Here is a 20,491-nt window from a genome sequence, read left to right as displayed (position 1 = left end):
ATCAGTCCTTCGCGTCACCCCGGGCGAAGATGCTGGCCACGAAGTTGAGGACGTCGGTGCTGCAGATCTCGCAGTAGCCGTGATCTTCGATCATGCGCTGCTTCACGACGTCGATCTTCTCCTGGGTGTCCTTGTCGACGACGTTGGAGATGAGGTTCTTGAGCTTGATCGAGTCCTTCTGATCCTCGAAGAGCTTCAGCTCGAGGGCCTTCTGCAGGCGCTCGTTGGTCCGGAAGTTGAACTGCTTGCCCTCGACGGCCAGGGCGCCGATGTAGTTCATGATCTCCCGGCGGAAGTCGTCCTTGCGGGACTCGGGGATGTCGATCTTCTCCTCGATGCTGCGCATCAGCCGCTCGTCCGGCTCCTCGTCCTGGCCGGTGTAGCGGTTCTTGACCTTCTCCTTCTGGGTGTAGGCCTTCACGTTGTCGATGTAGTTGGCGCAGAGCTTGTCGATGGCGTCGTCGTCGGCGCTGATGGCGCGCTGGACCTCGTTCTTCACGACGTCCTCGTACTCCTGCTTCACCACCGAGAGCAGCTCGCGGAAGGTCTTGCGCTGCTCCTCGCTGCTGATCAGCGAGTGGGTGCGCAGGCCCGCGTCCAGCTCGTTGAGCACCAGGAAGGGGTTGATGCAGCCCTCCGACTTGTCGCTCACCAGGGCGTTGCTGATCTTGTCCTGCACGTAGCGGGGCGAGATCCCGTCGAGGCCCTCGCGGGTGGCGGTCTTGCGCAGCTCCTTGATGCTGTCCTCGGTGAAGCCGGGCAGGGTCTTGCCGTTGTAGAGCTTGAGCTTCTGCAGGGTGGTCAGGCTCTGGTTCTTGGGCTCTTCCAGGCGGGTGAGCACGGCCCACATCGCGGCCATCTCGATGGTGTGCGGCGCGATGTGCTTCCCCTTGATCGAGCCGGAGTTGTAGTCCTTCTCGTAGATCTTCACCTCCTCGGAGAGGCGGGTGATGTAGGGGACGTCGAGCTTCACGGTCCGGTCGCGCAGCGCCTCCATGAACTCGTTGTTCTGGAGCTTGCGGTACTCGGGCTCGTTGGTGTGCCCGATGATGACCTCGTCGATGTCGGTCTGGGGGAACTTCTTCGGCTTGATCTTGTGCTCCTGGGAGGCGCCCAGGAGGTCGTAGAGGAAGGCGACGTCCAGCTTGAGGACCTCGATGAACTCGACCAGGCCGCGGTTGGCGATGTTGAACTCGCCGTCGAAGTTGAAGGCGCGGGGGTCGGAGTCCGACCCGTACTCGGCGATCTTCCGGTAGTTGATGTCGCCGGTGAGCTCGGTCGAGTCCTGGTTCTTCTCGTCCTTGGGCTGGAAGGTGCCGATGCCGATCCGGTTCTTCTCCGAGAGGATGAGCCGGGTGACGGTGACGTGGCTCATCACCTTGGCCCAGTCGCCCCGGTAGCGCTCCATCAGGTCGTTGTAGACGAAGCGGCAGGCCGGGCAGAGGTCGCCGGTCACCTGCAGCCCCTGGTTGCTGTCGGGGGGCAGCAGGTCCCGGAAGACCTTGCCGCGCAGGTCCTCGGGGATGAGGTGGAGGGGCTCCTCGTGCATCGGGCAGGGCATCTCCTCTTCCACCATCACGCCGTCCACGCGCTTGCGATCGAACTTCCAGCGGAAGGTGTAGAGGGCGCCCTCGTCGGTGCGGGAGTAGTGCTCCAGGCCCTTCTTCAGCAGGCGGGCGATGGTCGACTTCGAGGAGCCCACCGGACCGTGGAGGAGGATGACGCGCTTCTCGGTGCCGTACTTCTCGGCGGCCGAGCGGAAGACGTTCACCAGCTTCATCAGCGGGACGTCGAGGCCGTAGATGGCGTCCTTCCCCTTGCCCAGGGGGTCATCGAAGAAGCGGTAGTGGACCAGCCTCTTCTTGTTGTCGACGTACTCGCTCTTCCCGTGGGAGAGGACCATGTCGTAGAGGCGCTGGTAGGCCGTGCGGGTCACCGCCGGCCGCTCCCTGACGATGCCGAGGTAGTCCTCGAGGCTCCCCTCCCAGTGCTGGGCCTCGTAGTCGTCCAGGTCCTGCATCTTCGCGATGGCAGTGACCAGCGAGCGGGTGTCGTCGGTCGGTGGGCTCATGGCGCCTTCCCTCGGCTTGGTGTTCGCGATCGAGAACAGGGGAGCTTCGCGGAATGTTTCCGCTGGCCCCTCTTGGCTCGATCATACCCCAGAACCTTCGGGCCGGGCGCAAGGGAGGACACCCGGGAAAAGCCGTGGACGTGTACGTGAACGTGTACGTTCGCGGTCCTATTCGCAGACCGGGTCGTCGAGGCAGCTGATCGGACCCCAGCGATCTCGTGGCGCTGCCCGCCGCCTCTCCAGCCAGTCGGTCACCACCGGCAGTCCGCTCCAGGAGTCCCGGGCGTAGCGAGCCTCGATCGCCGCGAGGCCGGCCTCCTCGGCGGCGGGGCCGCAGCCGGCGCCGTCACGGGTCTCGTGCAGGAAGTGATAGAGCCGGATCCCGTCTGGATCGCCCTTGCGCTGGTTGATGATCTGCAGGTGATCGGGGTACCCGGCGATGCTCGACCAGTGCATCTCCCGCACGAGGTGCGAGAGGGTCCGCAGGCCCTCCGCGTCGTCCGCCCAGAGCAGGCGGGTCTCCAGGAAGGACTCGGCCGTGGAGCTCGGCGGCCAGCGCGCGGAGTCGCTGGCAACGGGCCCGGGCCGAGCGGCCGACCCGAAGCTCGAAGCGATGGACCTCCTGGTTGAAGCGGAAGAAGCCATCAGCCCCCGCTTCATCCATGGCGGCCTGGCTCGGGCGGAACGTCCCGGGGAAGACGCCGAGCCAGTGACCGAGGCTCCAGGCGGGGGCCCCCCGGTGGAGCGGCGTAAAGAGGAGGGCGCCTCCGAGGACGATGGACGTGAAGGTGGACCAGATCCAGGAGGGCTCCTTGTACTGGGCGAGGAAGCCGAAGAGAGGGCCGGCCAGGATGAGGAACACGCCCTCCTGCAGCCCTCGTGAGAGGGCTCGCCGCAGCGGCACTCCCCGGCGCACACAGATGATCCCGGCGGCGACCATCCCGCCACCGAGGAGGATCAGCGGTAGGGCCACCGAGAAGTAGAGCTGTGGGTCGTGCTCGGACCACCAGGAGACGAACCACCTCGGCAGGCCGGCCGATCTCGCCGCCCAGAATCCAAGCCACGCGACGACGACCAGCCGCCAGGCCAGCAAGAGGAAGGCCCGCCCGGGCACCAGGCCCGGCTCCGCACCTCTCTCCTCACCTTGCTGCATTCCGTCAGCCAGATGACGGAAACCGTCACCTTCTGACCCGGAATCTCCGCTCCTCGCCATCTCGGCGTACGAGGATGCAAGCGTGGCGCCACGATGGAGCCCGTTGGACCTTTCCATCTCTCCAAACAACTTACTGTATTTATTGCGATTCCCACTCTATGATTGGAAATCATGAGTGAGAGTGGGAACGACCTGCGCTTCGTCGAACTGCGCGCCGAGCAGCGCAGGCAGCTGGTCGACCTCCGGCAGGTCCACGAGGCTCACAGGACCGTGGAGCAGCGGCTGGGGCAGGACTTCTCCGGGAGCATGCGCTGGCTGACCCGTCGAGGGCGCGACTATCTCCACCGCAAGCGGGGCAACCGGGAGCGCTCGCTCGGCCCTCGCTCGCCGGAGACCGAGGCGATCTACGAGGCCTTCCTCACCGGGCGGGAGGCAGCGCGTGCGGATCTGAAACGGCTCGAGGCGAGGCTCGACCAGATGGCGCCGGTCAACCGGGCGCTCGAGCTCGGGCGGGTGCCCACCCTGACCGCCCGCATCCTCCGCCGCCTCGATCGGGAGGGGCTCCTGGGCACCCACCTGTTGCTGGTGGGCACCAACGCCCTCTTCGCCTACGAGGCCCGGGCCGGTGGCCACCTGGAGTCCGACCTGCTCGCGACGGGCGACGCCGACCTGCTCTGGGACGCGCGCCAGGGAATCGAGCTCCTCGATGATGCCGTCCGGGCCGAGGGGATCCTCGGCCTCCTCCAGAAGCTCGACCGCTCGTTCCAGCTGCGGGGGCCGCGAGACTTCCGGGCCTTCAACGCCGATGGTTTCTTCGTGGATCTCATCCGCGAGGAAGACGAGCGTCTCGCCGCACCGCACTCTCGGCGGACGATCGGGGATCGAGGCGACGACCTCCACGGCGCCCCGATCGAGGGATTGCAGTGGCTGATCAATGCACCGCGGCTGGACGTGGTGGCCGTGGCGGACGACGGTCATCCGGTGCGCATCGTCACCGTCGATCCCCGAGCCTTCGCCCTGCACAAGGTCTGGGTTTCGCAGCGGCCGTCCCGGGATCCGGTGAAGAGCAGCCGCGACCTTGCCCAGGCCCGGGCGGTCGCAGCCCTCTGCGACCACTACCTCCAGCTCTCCTTCGACGACCCGGCCCTGGAGGCGCTTCCTGACCGGATCCGGGCCTTGGGCGACGCACTTCGATGACTCCCAAGATCGGAACCCTGAACGAAGGCGCGCTCCACGCGGCCCTGAAGGACCACTATGCCCGGCCGGGGGACGAGTTCGAGGTCCCCCTCGAGGGCTTCGTCATCGACATTCGCCGGCCCGGGCAGCTGGTGGAGATCCAGACCGGCTCCTTCGGGGCGATGGGCCGCAAGTTCGACCGGCTCCTGGAGGAGCACCGCATCCTCCTGGTCCACCCCATCGCCCTCCGCACCTATCTGAGGCGCCCGGGCCAGCGGGAGCGCCGGTCGCCGAAGCGGGGCTCCCTCTACGACCTCTTCGAGGAGCTGGTCAGCATCCCCACGCTCCTGGATCACCCGAACCTCTCCCTGGACGTGGTGCTGGTGTCGGTCACCCAGGTGCAGGTGCCCGACGCGCGGGCGCGGCGCGGTCGGGGGGGCTTCCGGACCGTCGACCGCGAGCTCCGGGAGATCCTGGAGACCCACCACTTCGGGGGCGCCGGAGACCTGGCGGCCCTCCTGCCCGCCGACCTGCCCCGGGAGTTCACCACCTCCTCCCTGGCGGCCCGGCTGGGCGCCCCGCGGGCGGTGGCCCAGCGGATGGTCTACTGCCTCCGGGCCCTGGAGGTGATCACCGAGGTCGGCCGCGACCGCTCCGGCAGCCGCTACCGGCGGAGCCCGGGCTTCTAAACCAGAGATCATGATTCCCGAACAGCGGATGGCGCCGCGGACGTGCCCGGATGCGAGGAAGGGTGAGGGAGCCTAGCCTTAGCTAGGTGACCGAGGCCTGACGCTGCAGACGGGTGCGGCCTGCAAGCCAGGCGTGATCGGGAATCGTGATTTCTGGTTTAGGGCGCCGGCGCGTCCGAGGGTGAAGGAACGGGCTCGACGGGATCCGGCCGGAGTGGCAGTCTCGTCGCCCACCTTGGACACGCTGGACATCGAAGAGCTCATCGAGGGACGCGCGGGCGTTCATGACCGCTACCGGGTCGAGGTCAAGCTCGACTACGCGGTGGATCCGCAGCGGCGGCGCAACCGCTACCGGGTCGACGCCTTCTTCTTCATCCCGCGCTCGCTGGGGATCACCTCGGACACCTACTCGCGGGACCACTTCTACGAGGACGTCCAGGCTCACATCCGCTTCAAGACGCCGGAGCAGACGATGCCGGCGATGCTGGATCCGGCGAACGAGATCTCACCCCTCACCCGCCTCCAGAAGTGGAAGCGCGAGGTGGCGGCCTGGACCGGGGACCGGCGGCGGACGAACGCCATCACCGAGGAGATGCGCCTCTTCGGCTGCCTGGTGCGGGTGCGCATCCGCGACCGCTCCAATCTGTTGATCGAGAAGATCGGCGCGCTCTCGGGGCGGACCTCCGTCCCGGACCTGGTGCTGGGCGACTTCCTCGAGGGCGTGCGCTCCCTCGACGACGACACGCGGGCGGTGCTGGAGGCCTTCCGGGCCCTGCGCCCGGACTACGCCCGGCAGGATCTCCCGGGCTGGTTCCGGGAGGCCTACACCTTCACCGACGAGTACCTGAGCCTGATGACCGAGGAGTACCTCACCCGCCTGGTCGCGGCGCTCGACGGCGCGACCCTCCCCGGGGAGGGGCTGGCCGAGGTGCGGGGGCGGCTCGCGGCCGCCATCCGGCGGGAGCAGGCGCACCGGCGCTCGGCGGGCTACGAGACGGTGGTGGAGCCCGGGGGCTCCAACGAGCATCTGGAGTACCGCCGGGGGCTGCTCAAGAAGTTCGTGAACAGCGTCCTCTACCTCGAGGTGAAGAAGGAGAAGGAGGGGCGGCGGGCCGGTGACGTCGCGGCGGCGGGCGCCGCCGCGGTCGCGATGGTCGTGGCGACGGTCGCCGCCATCCTGGCGCAGCAGCTCTACGGCCTGAACACGCTCCCCTTCGTCCTCGCGCTGGTCGCCGCCTACATGGTCAAGGACCGGCTCAAGGAGTGGCTGCGGCAGTTCTTCGCCTCGAGGCTGGCGCCCTTCCTCGCGGACTACAGCGTGAAGATCCACGACCCGCTCACCGGCCACTCCATCGGCCACTGCCGGGAGGGGGTCTCCTTCCTGCCGGAGCGGGCGGTGCCGCACGAGGTGATGGCGAAGCGCCACGCCCGGGCGACGAGCGCCACCGAGCGCAAGAGCAAGCACGAGTCGGTCCTCCACTACCGGAAGGTCGTGAACATCCGGGGCGAGGCGGTCGACGGCGGCCGGCGGCGCCTGAGCGACGTCAACGACATCATCCGCCTCGGTCTGGGCGGGTGGCTCGCCCGCTGCGACGATCCCGGCAAGAGCGCCCACTGGCTGAACGGAGAGACGGGTCAGCTCGAGACCCTGCGCCTGCCGCGCGTCTACCACATCAACCTGGTGCTGCGCCTCAGGGCGCTCGACCGGAAGGTCCCCCCGAAGCTCGAGCACCTGCGGATCGTCGTCGACCGGGACGGCATCCTGCGCCTCGAGCACCAGTAGGGGGGCGGCCCCCGGGCTTCAGGGCTCGCCGGCCGCGACTCCGATCGCCTCCACCTCGGGGGCGGCGTCGAAGGAGAGATCCTCCGAGACCGTCAGCGCCCGCACCAGGTAGCCGACGGTGTCGGGCATGTAGCGGGACCAGAGCTTGATCGGCAGGCTCTCGTAGTCCTCCATCCGGGGCGCCCGGCAGAGGGCGAAGACGTAGTTCACGAGGTAGCGGACGTTCGTCGCCAGCGGGCCGTGGTAGTCCGGGCTCGCCCGCTGCGAGAGGATGCGCGCCTCGTGCATCGTCTGGCCGATCTCCGACTCCAGGTAGGCCTCGAAGCCCGCCACGATGATCTCGAAGCTGGCGCGGCCCTCGCTCTCCTCGAGGAAGCGCGCCCACTCGCCCGGCACCGCCGCCGGGTCGAAGCCCCGGGAGACGAGGACCTGCAGGTAGCGGCCGGTGGGGGGGTGGGCCCGCAGCAGCTCGAAGGGCAGCTCGAGGCTCACGTGGAGGTTGGTGGCGGCGTAGGCCCCCGTGTGCTCCTCGACCTCGGTGAGCGTGCAGGCCGGGTGGGCCTCGAGCAGGCCCAGGAGCTCCTCGAGCCGGTCGCGCTCCAGGATCAGCTTCATCCCCACCGCGTCCGGGATCTCCAGGGCGGGCAGGGCCTCGCGGATCGTCCCCTGCTTGATGCTCTTGATCACCCGCCGCTCGGCGTGGGCGAACTCGGCGGCCATCTGCTCGGGGCCCGTCACCAGCAGGTGGGCGGGGATCCCGAGCCTGGCGGCGCGCTCGCTGGCCAGCTCCTCGGCCGCCGTGCGGATGCGCGCGAGCATGAAGTCGACGATCCGCCGGGAGCCCTTCTCGGCGATGCGCCGGAAGCGCTTGATGCGGGAGAGGCCGGCCAGCCACGGCTCCCCGCCCGCCCTCTGCAGGGTGTAGTAGACGCCGTCCACCGGGGTCTCCCGGTAGTAGTCCTCGGGGAAGCGCCGGTAGTGGGCGACCATCCGCTCGATGTTCGGGTTGGTGAAGGGCAGGTGATCGGCGCTGAAGTCCTTCAGCTGGCCCTTGGTGCGCAGCACGACCGAGGCGGGCGCCTCTCCGTGCAGGCCCGTGATCAGGTCCCGCACCAACCGGTCGATCCAGAGCCGCGCGCCGTAGACGTTGAAGTTGACGATCGTCTTGAGGCGCCGGACGTCGCCCGGCTCCGGGTGGTCGACCATCCACCGGCTCAGGATCTCGGTCAGCTCTTGGCGATGGAGGTAGCTGGTGATGTCGAGCATCTCGCTCCTGTGGGGGCCGGTGCGGGGCTCACTGGCACGATGGGCCAGGAGTACCCATCTTCTGACGCATGTCACCTCTGTACCAGGCCTGGACCGAGCTCGAGGGCGGGCACCGCAAGATCCGCCTCCTCTTCAACGTCCTGGAGGCCGCCGAGGACCAGCTCTCGGCCCTCACCGCGCTCTGGCACCTGCAGACGGAGCTCGAGAAGCACTTCCGGCAGGAGGAGGGGCCCGGCGGCCTCTACGAGAGCCTCGGCCTCCACCTGCGGGGCGCCCGGGCGGTCCTCGCCGATCACGAGCGGCTGCGGGACGCGATCGCGACGGTGGCCGAGGCCATCGAGTCGCTCGACCGGCCCCGCTCGCCGCTGATCCACGCGGCCACCCTCGAGCTGGGGAACGAGCTGCGCGGCCACGAGCGGCGGGAGCACGCGCTGGTGAAGCGGGCCCTCTCGGATCTCTCCGGGGCGGCGGGGCAGCCGGCGGGCTGACGCCGCCCGTGCGGATGGGCGATCCTGGCCGGGCCATGTCCCTGGAGCGGATCATCACCCTCGAGCTCGGCGGGGCCACCCTCGAGCTCGAGCTGCGCTGCGGCAGCGAGCAGCGCTCGGCCGGGGATCTCACCCGCCTGGGCTTCTGGTCCTTCCCGATCGACGCGCTGCGGCGGGTGGTCCCCGGAGAGTTCCGGCACCTCTACGCCGAGGTCGGCGGGGAGCACCTCGGCAAGCCGCTCTGGGACGAGATCGACGACGCCCTCGAGAGCGGAGAGCCCTGGGTCGAGCTGCAGGACGCCGACACCAGCATCATGATCCTGGCGCTCCTCGCCGCCGCCGGCGGGCCCGCCCGCGCCCGCTACGTCTCCGAGGGCTCGTCTTTCTGGGCCTTCCACGACCTCTCCCACGTGCGCCGGGACGCCTGGCTGGAGGAGGGCCGCGGCGGCCTGCGGCGGGTGGAGGCGAGGGACGAGGACCGGGCTCACGTCGAGGGGGCCCGCGAGGCCCTCGCCCACGGCGTGATCACGATGGCCGAGATCGCCCGCGCTCTGGTCACCTCGGAGCAGGCTTTCCTCCACCGCTTCGGCCAGCCCTCCCGCGCCCTCGACCACCTCCTCGCCGAAGCCTCGTAGCTCGCAGCTCGTAGCTCGCAGCTCGTAGCTCGCAGCTCGTAGCTCGCAGCTCGTAGCTCAGAAGTGCGTCAGCGACCCCTCCCGCCGCGCCCGCCGCACCGCCAGCGTGAACGCCACCAGCGCCACCGGCAGCAGGACGACGCAGAAGAGGGCGAGCAGCAGCAGCGCCCGGGGCAGGGCCGGTCCCGCCTGGCCCAGGAGGGCCTCGCGCAGGGCAGTGAGGGTGTGGGTGATGGGCAGCCAGTCCGCCAGGGAGCGCAGGGGCTCGGGGAGGATCTCGACCGGGTAGTAGACGCCGCCCAGGAGCAGCGAGAGGGCGCCCACCGACCAGGCGACCGGATCGCCCCGCTTGAGGATCATCGTCGCGCTGGCCGAGAGGATCCCGATGGCGGCGAAGCTGGTGACCCCCAGCGCCAGGGCGGCGAGGGCCGCGGGCCAGTGGGCCAGGGAGAGCTCGGCCGAGAAGAGGGCCCAGCCGAAGACGAGGTAGAGGCCGGCGCGCAGGGAGGCCGACCAGAGCGGGTAGATCGAGGCGCAGAGGATCACCGCCGCCGGCGAGATGGGCGTGGCCAGCACCACCTCGAGGGTGCCGGTGAGCTGGGCCTGCCGCACGCGCGCGGCGAAGCCGCCGAGGGCCTCGCGCAGCAGCGCCGAGGCGGCCAGGCCCAGGAGGACGAAGGCGAAGTAGCCGCCCCGGAAGCGGGAGAGGCCGGGGGCCCCCGACTCGACGACGAAGGAGAGGAAGTAGAAGGTCAGGATCGAGAAGAGCCCGCCGGCGAGGCCGAAGAAGAAGTTGGTCCGGTAGGAGAGCTCGGTGAGCAGATCCCTCCGGTAGAAGGCCAGGCTCCAGCGAGCCCACCGCGAGAGCGCCCTCACGCTGCCTCCTCCTCCAGCTCGAAGATCCGCTCGGCCTCGGGGCGGACCTCCTCCCAGGTGCCGGCGGCGACGGGCACGCCCCCCGAGAGGAGCACCACCCGGTGGCAGAGCCGCTCGACCTCGGCGAGGTCGTGGGAGGCGTAGACGGCGGCCAGGCCCTCCTCCTCGACCAGCTTGCGCAGGTGGGTCCGCAGCTTCCGCGCCGCGCCGGGGTCGAGGCTGCGCGCCACCTCGTCGAGGAGGAGCACCCGCGGCCGGTGGAGCAGGCCCCGGGCCAGGGCCAGGCGTCCGCGGTTGCCGCTCGAGAGCTCCCGCACCGGCCGGTCGAGGACCTCGCCGAGGGAGAAGACCCCGGCCAGCGCCTCGATGCGCCCGGCGAGGGTGTCGGCGTCGAGGTCGTGGAGGGCGCCGAAGAAGCGCAGGTTCTCGCGGGCCGAGAGGCGCCAGTAGAAGGAGCGCTCCTCGGTGGTCACCAGCCCCAGCGCGGCCCGGGCGTCGCGGCTGCCGGCGGCGTGGCCGGCGATCCGGACCTCGCCCTCCTCCGGGAGGATCAGCCCGGCGAGGATCTTCAGGAGGGTGGTCTTGCCCGCGCCGTTGGGCCCGATGATCCCGCAGACCTCTCCGGGCCCGACCCGCAGATCGAGCCCCTTCAGGGCGGCGAGGCGGTCCCGGGCCAGGGGCGCTCGCAGGGCGCGGATCAGCGGGCGGCGGCGGGTGAAGGTCTTGCCGAGGCCGCGAACCTCGATCGCCCCGCCGGCGCTCACTTGCCCAGCTTCTGGTAGCGGTCGATGGCCTTGAGGTGGCAGGCGTAGTCCACGCAGAACTCGTGGAGGCCGCCGCCCTTCGCGACGAAGAACATGTCCTTGCACTTCATCGGGTTCATCACCGCCTCGAGGGCCTTCCCGCCCGGCGAGGCGATGGGCCCCGGGGGCAGCCCCTTGCGGGCGTAGGTGCTGTAGGGGTGGTCGCGCTCGAGGTCGGCGCGGGAGAGGTTGCCGTCCCAGGTGCCGCCGCTCCAGAGGATCTTGGCGTAGATCACGGTGGGATCGGTCTGCAGCTTCCAGTCCTGCTGCAGGCGGTTGTAGAAGACGCAGGCGATCCGGGGGCGCTCCTCGGGGGCGCCGGTCTCCTTCTCGACGATCGAGGCCAGGGTGACCATCTCGTGCCGGTCGAGCTTCACCGGCGGGTTGGCCCCGGCGGCGGCCCGCTCGTAGGCGGCGTCGAAGCGCTCGACCGTGCGGGCGAGGATCTTCTTCGCCGAGACGCCCTTCGCGAAGGTGTAGGTCTCCGGGTAGACGTAGCCCTCGAGGTCGTCGGCCGGGATGCCGAGGGAGCGCACGAAGTCGCGGTCCCGGGCGACGGCCAGCAGCGCGTCGGCCTTGCCGAGGCCCGCGGCCTCGAAGAGGGGCATGATCTCGTCGAGGCGCAGGCCCTCGGGGATGGTCACCTGGTAGGTGCGCACCTGCCCCTTGGTGATGATCTCCAGGACCTTCCGGGGGGAGGCGGGCCCCTCGAAGAGGTACTCGCCGGCCTTCACCTTCGGGCCGGCCCGCTCGAGGCGGTGGGCCCAGAGGTGGAAGACCGAGCCGACGCCGGGCATCCGGGTGTCCTCGATCACGCCGGCGGCGTCGAGGTCCTTGGCGATCGTCCGCAGGGAGCTGCCCGGGGCGATGGTGAGCTCGGCCCGCCCGCCGGGGGGCGTGACCTCGCCGTCGACGAAGGTCATCACCGTCCAGGAGCCGTAGGCCGCGGCCAGCCCCGCCAGGAAGGTCAGCACGAGAAAGAGGCGCAGGATCTTCTTCACGTTTCGTCCTCCTCGGGACGGGTCGCCTCGCGACAGGCCAGCCAGTCGCGCAGGATCACCACCGCGGCCACCTGATCGATGACCTGCTTTCGCTTCTTGCGCGAGACGTCCGCCTCCAGGAGGGCCGCCTCCGCGGCGACCGTGGAGTGGCTCTCGTCGTGGGGCTCGATGGGCAGGCCCAGGTGGGCGCCGGCCTTCTCGGCGAAGATCCGGGCGCGGCGGGCGCTCGGCCCCTCCTGCCCGTCCTCCTGGAGGGGGTAGCCGTAGACCAGCCGGTCGGCCCCGGTCTCCCGGGCCACCCGGGCCAGGGCCTCAAGGTCGTGGAGCCCGCCCTTGCGGCGGATGACCGTCACGCCGTGGGCGGTGATGCCGAGCTCGTCGGTCACCGCCACGCCGATGGTCTTCTCTCCGATGTCGAGGCCGAGGGCGCGCATGGGCTGCGAGACCCTAAACCAAGTGGGGGAGCGGGTGAATTCCGTGGTCCGGTCCCTGGACCGGTGGCCGGGGGTCGGCCCGGGCCCCCGCGGGCCTGGCGGCGAAGCCCCCGGGATCCGGGGGATCCGCCGGCTGGCACGCAGTCCGCACTCCGGACCCGGCATCCAACCAACCAGAGATCCCCGAGGGGGAGAGGAGAGCGAGATGACCGACGTGATGGGTGTGGTGAACTTCGTGGGCCGGGCCGTGGACGATCTGGTGACCGGGCTGACCGGCAGCGAGGTCCTCGGCGACGCCGCCGGGCTGGTCGTGAACATGGCCACCGGCAACTACATCGGGGCCATCGAGGAGGGGATGCAGCTCATCGACGACCTGCAGCAGCAGGCCAACCACCCCGCCGAGGCCTGCCCCACCTACGAGGAGGCGCAGGCCGAGGTCGAGGTGGAGGTCACCGTCCGGCAGGGCGAGCCCTCGCCCTTCAGCGAGACGGCCCGGGTGGCGGAGAGCGCCGCCCGGGAGGCCGCGGCGGAGCTCGAGTCCCGCTTCGACCGGATGCCGGCCGTCGACGTCGACGTCACGGTGCAGCCCCGCGGCGGCGTGGAGGTCGACGTGGAGGTCGAGGTGCGCACCGGCTGGAGCGAGCCCACCGGTGCGGCCTCCGGGGCGCGCGAGAGCCTCGCGGCGAAGCTCGGGGCCATCCTGAACGATCCCTCCCTCTCCCTCGAGGACAAGATCGCCCTGATCTTCGGCGAGCTCCTCGGCGGGCTCGACGGCGAGATCGAGGGCAAGATGGACGCCCTCCACGACAAGCAGGCGGCCAAGGAGCGCTCGGAGTCGGGCGCGAAGGGCAAGCCGGCGAAGGGCGGTGAGGCGAGCGCGGCGGACATCAGCCGCCTCTCCTCCGAGCTGCAGATCCTGATGCAGCGGCGCAGCCAGATGCAGTCGCTGCTCTCGAACATCCTGGGCATGAGCCACCAGTCGGCGATGCAGACCATCGCCAACATCCGCTGAGGTCACCATGGAGACCAAGACCACCCGCCTGCGCCCTCTCGCGTCGCCCGCCTTCGACGCCGACGAGAAGGGCCTGCTGCGCCGCTTCGTCCGGGGCGAGCTCACCTTCGCCCAGCTCGAGGGCCTCGGCGAGCGCGAGGCGCGGCGCCTGGCCGATCTGGGCCACGAGCTCTTCCGCCGCGGCCGGCTCCACGACGCCCGCGTGCTCTTCGAGGGGATGTGCGCGCTGAACCCCCTCGATCCCTATCCCCACCAGATCCTCGGGGCCATCGCCGAGCGGGAGGAGCGGCGGGAGGAGGCGGAGGCGCACTACGACCTCTGCCTGGGGCTGAAGGCCCGCAACCCCTGGGTGCTCGCCCGGCGCGGAGAGCTGCGCCTGCTGCGGGACGCGGTGGGGGAGGGCGTCATCGACCTCGAGCGGGCCCTCGACCTCGCGCCCCCGGGGGCGAGCTACCGCTCCCGGGCCGAGGTGCTCCTCGAGCGCCTGCGGGGCGCGGCCCGTCAGGGGGCGTCGGCGGCGCTCGCGGCCGACGGCCTGCCGCCCGCCTCGGCCTGAAGGGGAAACCACCCCTCCCGCCCGGCCCGCAGGGCGACCCCGATCCGCTCCAGCAGGGGCGGGTGGGAGGCGAACCAGAAGACGGCCCAGCCCGGGGGATCCACGTCGGCGTGGTTCTCCCGGGCGAGCTTCACCATCATCCCCACGGTGGCCTCCGCGTCGCCGTGGATCTCGAGCGCCGCGAGGTCCGCGAGCTGCTCTTCGTGCCTCCCGTAGGCGTTGCTCGCCGGCCGCACCGCCAGGTTGAAGAGGGCGTAGAGGAGGAGCAGCCAGGGGAGGTTGCGCACGTCTCCGGGGCCGGGGAGGCCGAAGCGGTCGCTGCCCCGGCGCAGGAGGGGCGCCAGCACGGCCAGGCCCAGGACGATGAAGCCCGCCGAGAGGCCGTAGCGCAGCAGCACGTCGCGCCGCCGGTGGTGGCCCAGCTCGTGGGCGACGACCGCCATCACCTCCTCCGGCGTCATCGCCGCGAGCAGGGTGTCGAAGAGGACCAGCTCGCGGCTCGGGCCCACCCCGGTGATGTAGGCGTTCAGGGCCCGGGTGGTCCGGCTGGCGTCGATGACCTTGATGGCGGTGAGCTCCAGGCCCTCGGCCCGGGCCATCGCCTCCAGGCGCCGGGCGAGGCGGGCGTCCTCGAGGGGAGAGAACTCGCTGAAGACCCGCGCCCGGTAGGGGGCGACCACCCCGTAGCCGAAGAGGAGCAGGCCGGTGGGCAGGCCCAGGAGCAGCCACCAGTAGCGGGGCACCCGGCGGATGAGCCCGAAGAGCCCGAAGATCAGGAAGGCGAAGACCAGCGCGGAGAGCAGCTCGGCCTTCACGAGATCCCAGACCCAGGCGCCGGGGGTGTAGGTCGAGAGCCCCTCGGCCTTGCGCAGCAGCTCGGCGGTGATCCGCAGGGGCAGGAAGAGGAGCAGCTGCAGGAAGAGGAAGGCGTAGGCGTAGGCGAGGGAGGCGCCCCAGTCCGGGCCGAAGACCCGCGCCGCCAGGGCCGCGAGGCGGCGGGAGACGCCCGCCCGCCCGGCCGCGGTGGCGGCCAGGGCGCCGGCGACGCGCTCACCCACTCGCCAGAGCCAGGCGCCCAGAGGGGAGAAGAGGAGGGCGAGGAGGAAGCCGAGGGAGAGGGTCGTGCGCGCCAGGGAGATCAGGCGCAGGGAGCGGGCGTGGTCCCTCCAGGCGGCGACCTCGGCGGCCGTGAAGTAGTCGGTGGCCGCCACCGGATCCGGATGCCAGCCCGGGCCGCTCGCCTGCGCGCCGGCCAGGGGAGGCAGGAGGAGGAGCGCGGCGACGAGGAGGAAGAGGAGCCGGGCGGGCCGCGCGCGGCGCCGTGCTTCAGGCCGCCGGGACATCACCCTCGCCCTCGCCCTCGGTGGGCACGGTCCCGGTCGGCGGCTCGGGCTCGGGCTCGGGGGCGAGGGTCTCCTCCAGCAGGAGCGAGCGCACCCGGTCCAGCCCCGCCTCGATCCGCTCCCGCCAGCGACCCTGCACGCCGATGCGCTCGGCGGTGGCGAGGGTGCGCTCGTAGGCCGAGAGGGCCTTCTCCAGCAGCGCCCTCACCTCGGCCTGCAGCACCTGCTGGTAGGCCAGGCGCTCGGCCGGATCCTTCAGCTCCAGGGGGAGGCGCGCCCGGGTGATCTGCCGGTGGAAGATCTCGTAGAGGCGGCCGAGCTCGTAGCCGGCGGCGGCCGCCCACTTCGCCTCGCCCATGCGGATCGCCCGCAGGTAGTGCCCCTGCGCCGAGAGGAGCAGGGCGCCCTTGGCGGTGAGGTCGGCCTCGAGCCCCTCGAGGCTCTGGGCGGCGTCGAGCTCTCCCGACTCGAAGCGCAGGCGGTAGACCTCGCCGAGGAAGAACTGCCCCTGGGCGGGGTAGAGGGTGTCGAGGCTGTCCTCGTCCTCCCGGCGCTCGAGGTGGTAGCGGCCGAGGGCCTGGCGCAGGCGGCTCTCGGCGTCGACGTCTCGCCCCATCTCCAGGAGGCAGACGCCCTCCTTCACCAGGGCCTCGATGCGCAGGTCGGGATCGTGGCGGCTGCGCTCGGCCAGCTCGTGGAGGAGGGCCGCCGCGTCGGCGTAGGCCTCGAGGTGGTAGAGGTTGTCCGAGGCCCGCAGGGCCGCCCCCTCCCAGGCGCTGCCGTCCTGGTGGCCGAGGAGGAGGAGGAAGTGATCGACCGCCCTGAGGCTCTCGCCCATCCGCTCCCAGGAGAGGCCCGCGTTGAAGTGCGCGTCGGCGACCCGGGGGGAGTCGGGGTGCCCGGCGATCACCGACTCGAAGGCCATGGCGGCGCGCTCGTAGTCGCCGCGGGTGTGGGCGGCCATGCCCACCTGGAAGAGCTCCTCCACGTTGAGGGCGGCCAGAGCCACCCGCTCGGGGGAGCCGGCGCGGACCTCGACGGCCGGCAGCTCGAGCTCTCGCGCCTGCCCGGTGGTGGTCGTCGTCGCGCAGCCGGCCGCGAGGCCCAGGGAGGCCAGGAGCGCGGCGCGGGCGAGGCTCATGAGCGCTCTTCCAGGACCGGGAGGGCCTGGGCCGGGAGGGGCCGCTCGAGGTCGAAGAGGTAGGTGGCCAGGGAGGCCAGGCCGGCGAGGTCGTGGATGTCGTCGAGGAGGGTGGGGACCAGCACCCGGGCGACGTCCTGCTCGAGGTCGGCGAAGAGGCCCCGGGCCTGCTCGGCGTCGGCGCGGGCGCGCAGCTGCTGCTCCTCGAGGGTCTTCCGGATCGGCGCCACGCACTGCGCCCCGAAGAGGGTGGTGAGGGAGGCGTCGGAGAAGCCCTCGGCGGAGGTGTCGAGGCCGGCGGCGCCGGTCCAGTCGGGCTCCACCCGGTTCACCACGATCGCCGGGACGTGGATGTCGTTCTGGTGGAGCACGCCATAGAAGTAGCGGGCCTCGTCGAGGACCATCAGCTTGGGCGAGGTCACCAGCACGAAGGCCGCCTGCTCCGAGGAGAGGAGGGCCTTCACTTCGGCCGCGCGATCCTTGAAGCCGTCGTACATGCCACGCATCGAGAGCAGGAACTCCGCCAGGGCCTGCAGGGTCTCGACACCGGTGAGCTTGGAAAGTTGCCTCACGAGGTAGCCGCTCCCCAGCCCCATCGCCTGCATCCCGATCCGGCCCGCGGCGACCGCCGGGGTGGCGATCCACTTCAGGGCGTCGTTGCCGAAGGCGTCGAGGAGGCGGTTGGGGGCCTCGAGGAACTCCAGGGCGTTGGTGGTGGGCGGCGTGTCCAGGACGATGAGGTCGTACGCACCGGAGGAGTGCAGCTCGTAGAGCTTCTCCATCCCCATGTACTCCTGGGAGCCGGCGAGGACGGTGGAGGCGGTCTGGTAGAAGCGGTTGTGAAGGATGTCGTCGGCCTGATCGCGGCTGGGGGCGTGGCGCAGGATCAGCTCGTCGCAGGTGCGCTTCACGTCCAGCATCAGGGCCTCGAGCTCCCCGCTGGCCTCCACCCCGGAGACGGCCAGCCGCTCGGCGCTGATCCGGGTCCCGACGTTGCCCAGGGCGCTGACCCCCATGCTGCTCGCCAGGCGCCGCGCCGGATCGATGGTCACCACCAGCGCGCGCTTCCCCTCCTGCGCCGCGCGCAGGGCGATGCTGGCGGCGACGGTGGTCTTGCCCACGCCCCCGGAGCCGACGCAGACGACCACCGAGCGCCCCTCGATGGCCGGGCCGAGGCGATCGCTCATGGGGTCGGCACCTCCGGATACTCACGCACCCGCTCCGGCCGGATCTCGCGGGCCAGGAGCTCGATGGCCTCGGGACCCCAGGTCGGCAGGGCGAGGTAGGGGAGGAGGTGGACGGGCACCCCGGGGAGCTGGACCTCGAGGCGCTGCCGCAGCTGCGCCGAGCGCTCGGCCCGGCGGATCTGGTGCAGGCTCACCGCGGCGATGGCGGCGGCGGGGCTGATCTTCCGGCCGGCGGCGGCGAGGGCCTCCTCGAAGCGCGCGGTGGCGGCCTCGTCGAAGCGCTGCTCGTGGAAGCTGTTGAGGAAGATCTGGCCCACCGGGATCTGGAGATCGTCGCGGACCTGGCCGAAGAGCTCGATCGCCTCCACCACCGGCGTCTCCTCGGGGAGGGTGACGATCTGCAGGGAGGTCGTCTTCGGGTCGGTGAGCGTCGCGTGCATCTGCTCGGCGTCGTCCCGCATGGCGCCCGGGGGCAGCGTCTCCAGCAGGGTCTGCGGCACGCGCAGGAGCGAGATGCCGTGGCCGGTGGCGGGCGCGTCGAGGATGACCAGATCCCAGCGCCAGCCCGAGCCCTCCCGCGCCTGCACCTCGAACCAGACCTTGCCGAGCACGACGGTCTCGGCCAGCGAGGGGATCATTCGCAGGAAGGCGCGCACCAGGCGGTTCTCGAAGACCGCCCGGTAGATGGTCTGGAACTTGAGCTTCATCAGCGCGTACTCGCGCATCGCCGGCTCGGGGCGGATGGCCTGGGTGAAGAGGCCGGGCCGCACCTCGAGCATCGCGTCCCGATCCGTGCCACCCGTCGGCGCGCCGAGGAGCGGCGGCAGGCGCCGGGTCATCCCGACCTCGCAGACCAGCACTCGCTTGCCCTGCGCGTGCGCGGCAGAGGCCAGCGCGGCGGAGAGGGTGGACTTCCCCACACCGCCTTTTCCGGTGACGACCAGGAGTCGTCGCTCGAAGAGCGAGGGCATCGGTATGTCGTAACGGAGAGCTTCCATCGGGGTCAATCCGCCCTTGACCCCACCGGGCCAGGCCGTAGCATGGCGGCGGTGATCGCCCGGGTGGACTCCCCCACGGCGACGAAGGGAGAGGCGATGGCCCGGCGGCTGGCGTTCGTGAACGAGAAGGGCGGGACCTGCAAGACGACCCTCGCGGTCCACACCGCGGCCTGGCTCGCCAACCACGGGCACCGCACCCTCCTGGTGGACGTGGACATGCAGGGCCACGCCGGGAAGACCCTCGGCATCGACGTCCGGGAGCTCTCCCACAACGTGGGGGATCTCCTCCTGGACGAGAGCCTCTCCCTGGACGAGGTCCTCGTGACCTCCGGGGTGGAGGGGCTCGATCTCCTCCCCGGGAACAAGGACCTCGCCGATCTCCCCGAGCGGATGGGGATGCAGGACGACCGCTACGAGCGCCTGCGCAGGGTGATCGAGGCCGCCGAGGCCGCCCGGGGCTACGCCTTCGTCGTCTTCGACGCGCCGCCCTCGATGGGCCTGCTCACCCGCAACGTGATGCTCGCCGCCAACGAGATCGTGGTGCCGGTCTCGGTGACCTACCTCGCCCTCGACGGCTGCGCCGAGGTCGTGCAGACGGTGGAGTCGCTGCGCCAGGAGCACGGGCACGAGGACCTGCGGGTCACCCACGTGGTGCCGACCCTCTACCGCCGCACCCGGCTGGCCGAGGAGGTGATGGCCAAGCTCGCGGACTACTTCGACGGGCAGGTCACGCCGACCCTCGGCTTCAACGTGCAGATCGACGAGGCCCAGAGCCACGGGCAGACGATCTGGGAGTACGCCCCCTGGTCGCGGGGCGCCCAGATGCTCGACGCGATCGCGCGGACCGTCGTGGCCTGAAGGGGGAGGGGCTACTCGCCCTTCTTGGCGGTCTCTTCGCCCTTGCCGCCCTTGTCGGCCTCGCCCCGGCCGGCCACGACCTTCAGCCGCATCTCCTCGACCCGGGTGCGCAGCCGCTCGAGCTCGGCCTGGAGGGCCGGCAGGTTCACGGCCGAGGTGGCGTCGTGCACCCGGCCATCGATCCAGGCCTGCCACTCCTCGACGTTGGCCTTCAGCTGGGAGAGCATCTCCTCGGCCATGGCCTTGGGATCCTGCCCCTCGTGGCCCTTGCGGAAGAGCCGGGGGATGCGGTGCTCGGCCTCCTCGCGGATGGCGTCGACCCGGGGCTGGATCTCGCGGGAGATGAAGCCCTGGAGGGTGTCGCCGCCGCTGCGGACCATGCCCTTGAGCATGTCGAGGGGCATCCGGGCCTTCTTCTTCTCCTGCTCGAAGATGATCTGCGCCAGCGTCACGCTGGTCAGGTCTTCCTTCGTGCGGTTGTCGATGATCCGGACGTCACCGCCGGCGCGGATCATCTCGGCGATCTCCTCGAGGGTCACGTAGCGGCTCTCCACGGTGTCGTAGAGCTTCCGGTTCGTGTACCGCTTGATGATCTTCACCGAACCGGTGGACTCGCCCTTGTCCCTGGCCCCAGCCCCATTCTTTTCCTTGCTGCTGCTCACCGCGCCTTCATAGCCACTTACGACGCGATGCGCCAGAGCCAATGGCCCGGGCCGCTTCTGGGGGGCCGGAGCGGGGGGTTCTTGATCGGCGCCAGGGGTGACGAGGATAATGACTCGCTCCGGCCACCGGCTAAGGCCCCATGATCATTCAGTGTGACAAGTGCAAGGCGCGCTTCAAGCTCGCCGACGACAAGATCAGCCCCAAGGGGGTGCGGGTCCGGTGCACGAAGTGCGAGCACACCTTCGTGGTCCGGCGCGCCATCGAGGAGCAGGAGGTCGAGGTCGATCCCGAGCGGGCCGCTGCCGAGGCCGCCGCCGAGGCCGAGCTGGCGGCGCTGATCGCCAACCCGGCCGCCGCG

21 protein-coding genes are annotated in these 20,491 nt (G+C 70.8%); 9 read left to right on the top strand and 12 right to left on the bottom strand.

Annotation, left to right across the window (positions count from 1 at the left end):
• Position 1: 1 nt before the first annotated feature.
• Entirely contained in the window at positions 2-2,020 is a 2,019-nt protein-coding gene (locus P1V51_11795; protein ID MDF1563719.1) for a serine protein kinase, read from the bottom strand.
• A gap of 219 nt (positions 2,021-2,239) precedes the next feature.
• Complete coding sequence (locus P1V51_11790; GenBank protein ID MDF1563718.1) at positions 2,240-2,716, bottom strand: hypothetical protein; 477 nt, start codon at positions 2,714-2,716, stop codon at positions 2,240-2,242.
• Positions 2,717-3,395: 679 nt separating this feature from the next.
• Here P1V51_11790 and P1V51_11785 point away from each other — a divergent pair.
• The 3 genes from P1V51_11785 (at position 3,396) to P1V51_11775 (ending at position 6,872) form a co-directional block, all read left to right on the top strand.
• Positions 3,396-4,421: a nucleotidyltransferase domain-containing protein gene (locus P1V51_11785; GenBank protein MDF1563717.1), complete on the top strand. Its 1,026-nt coding sequence runs from the start codon at positions 3,396-3,398 to the stop codon at positions 4,419-4,421.
• Complete coding sequence (locus P1V51_11780) at positions 4,418-5,089, top strand: hypothetical protein (GenBank protein MDF1563716.1); 672 nt, start codon at positions 4,418-4,420, stop codon at positions 5,087-5,089. Before P1V51_11785 ends, P1V51_11780 begins: the two co-directional genes overlap by 4 nt.
• A 235-nt stretch (positions 5,090-5,324) precedes the next feature.
• The gene (locus tag P1V51_11775; GenBank protein MDF1563715.1) at positions 5,325-6,872 is read left to right on the top strand and encodes a hypothetical protein; all 1,548 of its coding nucleotides are present in this window, start codon (positions 5,325-5,327) and stop codon (positions 6,870-6,872) included.
• 18 nt (positions 6,873-6,890) lie between these two features.
• On the opposite strand, the gene P1V51_11770 is transcribed toward P1V51_11775, so the two are convergent.
• Positions 6,891-8,138: a hypothetical protein gene (locus P1V51_11770; GenBank protein ID MDF1563714.1), complete on the bottom strand. Its 1,248-nt coding sequence runs from the start codon at positions 8,136-8,138 to the stop codon at positions 6,891-6,893.
• A 68-nt stretch (positions 8,139-8,206) separates the two neighbouring features.
• Here P1V51_11770 and P1V51_11765 point away from each other — a divergent pair, with 68 nt between their 5' ends.
• Together P1V51_11765 and P1V51_11760 are read left to right on the top strand one after the other, a co-directional pair.
• Positions 8,207-8,626: a hypothetical protein gene (locus P1V51_11765; GenBank protein ID MDF1563713.1), complete on the top strand. Its 420-nt coding sequence runs from the start codon at positions 8,207-8,209 to the stop codon at positions 8,624-8,626.
• A 14-nt stretch (positions 8,627-8,640) separates the two neighbouring features.
• The gene (locus P1V51_11760; GenBank protein MDF1563712.1) at positions 8,641-9,261 is read left to right on the top strand and encodes a hypothetical protein; all 621 of its coding nucleotides are present in this window, start codon (positions 8,641-8,643) and stop codon (positions 9,259-9,261) included.
• A gap of 57 nt (positions 9,262-9,318) precedes the next feature.
• Here the strand turns inward: P1V51_11760 and P1V51_11755 are convergent, their stop codons facing one another.
• From P1V51_11755 to ruvX, 4 genes are read right to left on the bottom strand one after another with little or no spacing between them, the layout of a single operon-like run.
• Positions 9,319-10,137, bottom strand: a complete 819-nt coding sequence (locus tag P1V51_11755; GenBank protein ID MDF1563711.1) for an ABC transporter permease — start codon at positions 10,135-10,137, stop codon at positions 9,319-9,321.
• Positions 10,134-10,901 carry an ABC transporter ATP-binding protein gene (locus P1V51_11750; GenBank protein ID MDF1563710.1) on the bottom strand — a complete coding sequence of 256 codons (768 nt, stop codon included), beginning with the start codon at positions 10,899-10,901 and terminating at the stop codon, positions 10,134-10,136. The genes P1V51_11755 and P1V51_11750 overlap by 4 nt, the downstream gene beginning before the upstream one ends.
• Complete coding sequence (gene mltG, locus P1V51_11745) at positions 10,898-11,941, bottom strand: endolytic transglycosylase MltG (protein ID MDF1563709.1); 1,044 nt, start codon at positions 11,939-11,941, stop codon at positions 10,898-10,900. Before mltG ends, P1V51_11750 begins: the two co-directional genes overlap by 4 nt.
• A complete protein-coding gene (gene ruvX, locus P1V51_11740) occupies positions 11,938-12,375 on the bottom strand; it encodes a Holliday junction resolvase RuvX (GenBank protein MDF1563708.1) in 438 nt (145 codons plus the stop codon). The genes mltG and ruvX overlap by 4 nt, the downstream gene beginning before the upstream one ends.
• A 205-nt stretch (positions 12,376-12,580) precedes the next feature.
• Here ruvX and P1V51_11735 point away from each other — a divergent pair, with 205 nt between their 5' ends.
• Together P1V51_11735 and P1V51_11730 are read left to right on the top strand one after the other, a co-directional pair.
• Positions 12,581-13,387, top strand: coding sequence for a hypothetical protein (locus P1V51_11735; GenBank protein MDF1563707.1), 807 nt, complete (start codon positions 12,581-12,583; stop codon positions 13,385-13,387).
• A gap of 7 nt (positions 13,388-13,394) precedes the next feature.
• Positions 13,395-13,943 (top strand): hypothetical protein, encoded by a 549-nt coding sequence (locus P1V51_11730; protein ID MDF1563706.1) that lies wholly within the window; start codon positions 13,395-13,397, stop codon positions 13,941-13,943.
• Here P1V51_11730 and P1V51_11725 read toward each other — a convergent pair.
• From P1V51_11725 to P1V51_11710, 4 genes are read right to left on the bottom strand one after another with little or no spacing between them, the layout of a single operon-like run.
• A complete protein-coding gene (locus tag P1V51_11725; GenBank protein ID MDF1563705.1) occupies positions 13,889-15,286 on the bottom strand; it encodes a M48 family metalloprotease in 1,398 nt (465 codons plus the stop codon). The two genes, P1V51_11730 and P1V51_11725, sit on opposite strands and share 55 nt — an antisense overlap.
• Entirely contained in the window at positions 15,270-16,427 is a 1,158-nt protein-coding gene (locus P1V51_11720) for a hypothetical protein (protein MDF1563704.1), read from the bottom strand. The genes P1V51_11725 and P1V51_11720 overlap by 17 nt, the downstream gene beginning before the upstream one ends.
• Positions 16,424-17,614 (bottom strand): ArsA family ATPase, encoded by a 1,191-nt coding sequence (locus P1V51_11715; protein ID MDF1563703.1) that lies wholly within the window; start codon positions 17,612-17,614, stop codon positions 16,424-16,426. The genes P1V51_11720 and P1V51_11715 overlap by 4 nt, the downstream gene beginning before the upstream one ends.
• Positions 17,611-18,585, bottom strand: coding sequence for an ArsA-related P-loop ATPase (locus P1V51_11710; GenBank protein MDF1563702.1), 975 nt, complete (start codon positions 18,583-18,585; stop codon positions 17,611-17,613). The genes P1V51_11715 and P1V51_11710 overlap by 4 nt, the downstream gene beginning before the upstream one ends.
• A gap of 123 nt (positions 18,586-18,708) precedes the next feature.
• Between P1V51_11710 and P1V51_11705 the strand changes: the two genes are divergently transcribed.
• Positions 18,709-19,470, top strand: coding sequence for a ParA family protein (locus tag P1V51_11705; GenBank protein ID MDF1563701.1), 762 nt, complete (start codon positions 18,709-18,711; stop codon positions 19,468-19,470).
• Positions 19,471-19,481: 11 nt separating this feature from the next.
• On the opposite strand, the gene P1V51_11700 is transcribed toward P1V51_11705, so the two are convergent.
• Positions 19,482-20,069 carry a polyhydroxyalkanoate synthesis regulator DNA-binding domain-containing protein gene (locus P1V51_11700; protein MDF1563700.1) on the bottom strand — a complete coding sequence of 196 codons (588 nt, stop codon included), beginning with the start codon at positions 20,067-20,069 and terminating at the stop codon, positions 19,482-19,484.
• Between the two features lie 203 nt (positions 20,070-20,272).
• On the opposite strand from P1V51_11700, the gene P1V51_11695 reads away from it, so the two are divergent.
• A partial coding sequence (locus P1V51_11695; GenBank protein MDF1563699.1) for a zinc-ribbon domain-containing protein occupies positions 20,273-20,491 on the top strand: 219 nt, incomplete at its 3' end.

The sequence above is a fragment of the Deltaproteobacteria bacterium genome, assembly GCA_029210625.1.
Lineage (GTDB): Bacteria > Myxococcota > Myxococcia > SLRQ01 > SLRQ01 > JARGFU01.
The sequence above is the reverse complement of the archived record's forward strand: the minus strand, read 5'-3'. Positions and strand labels throughout refer to the sequence as shown.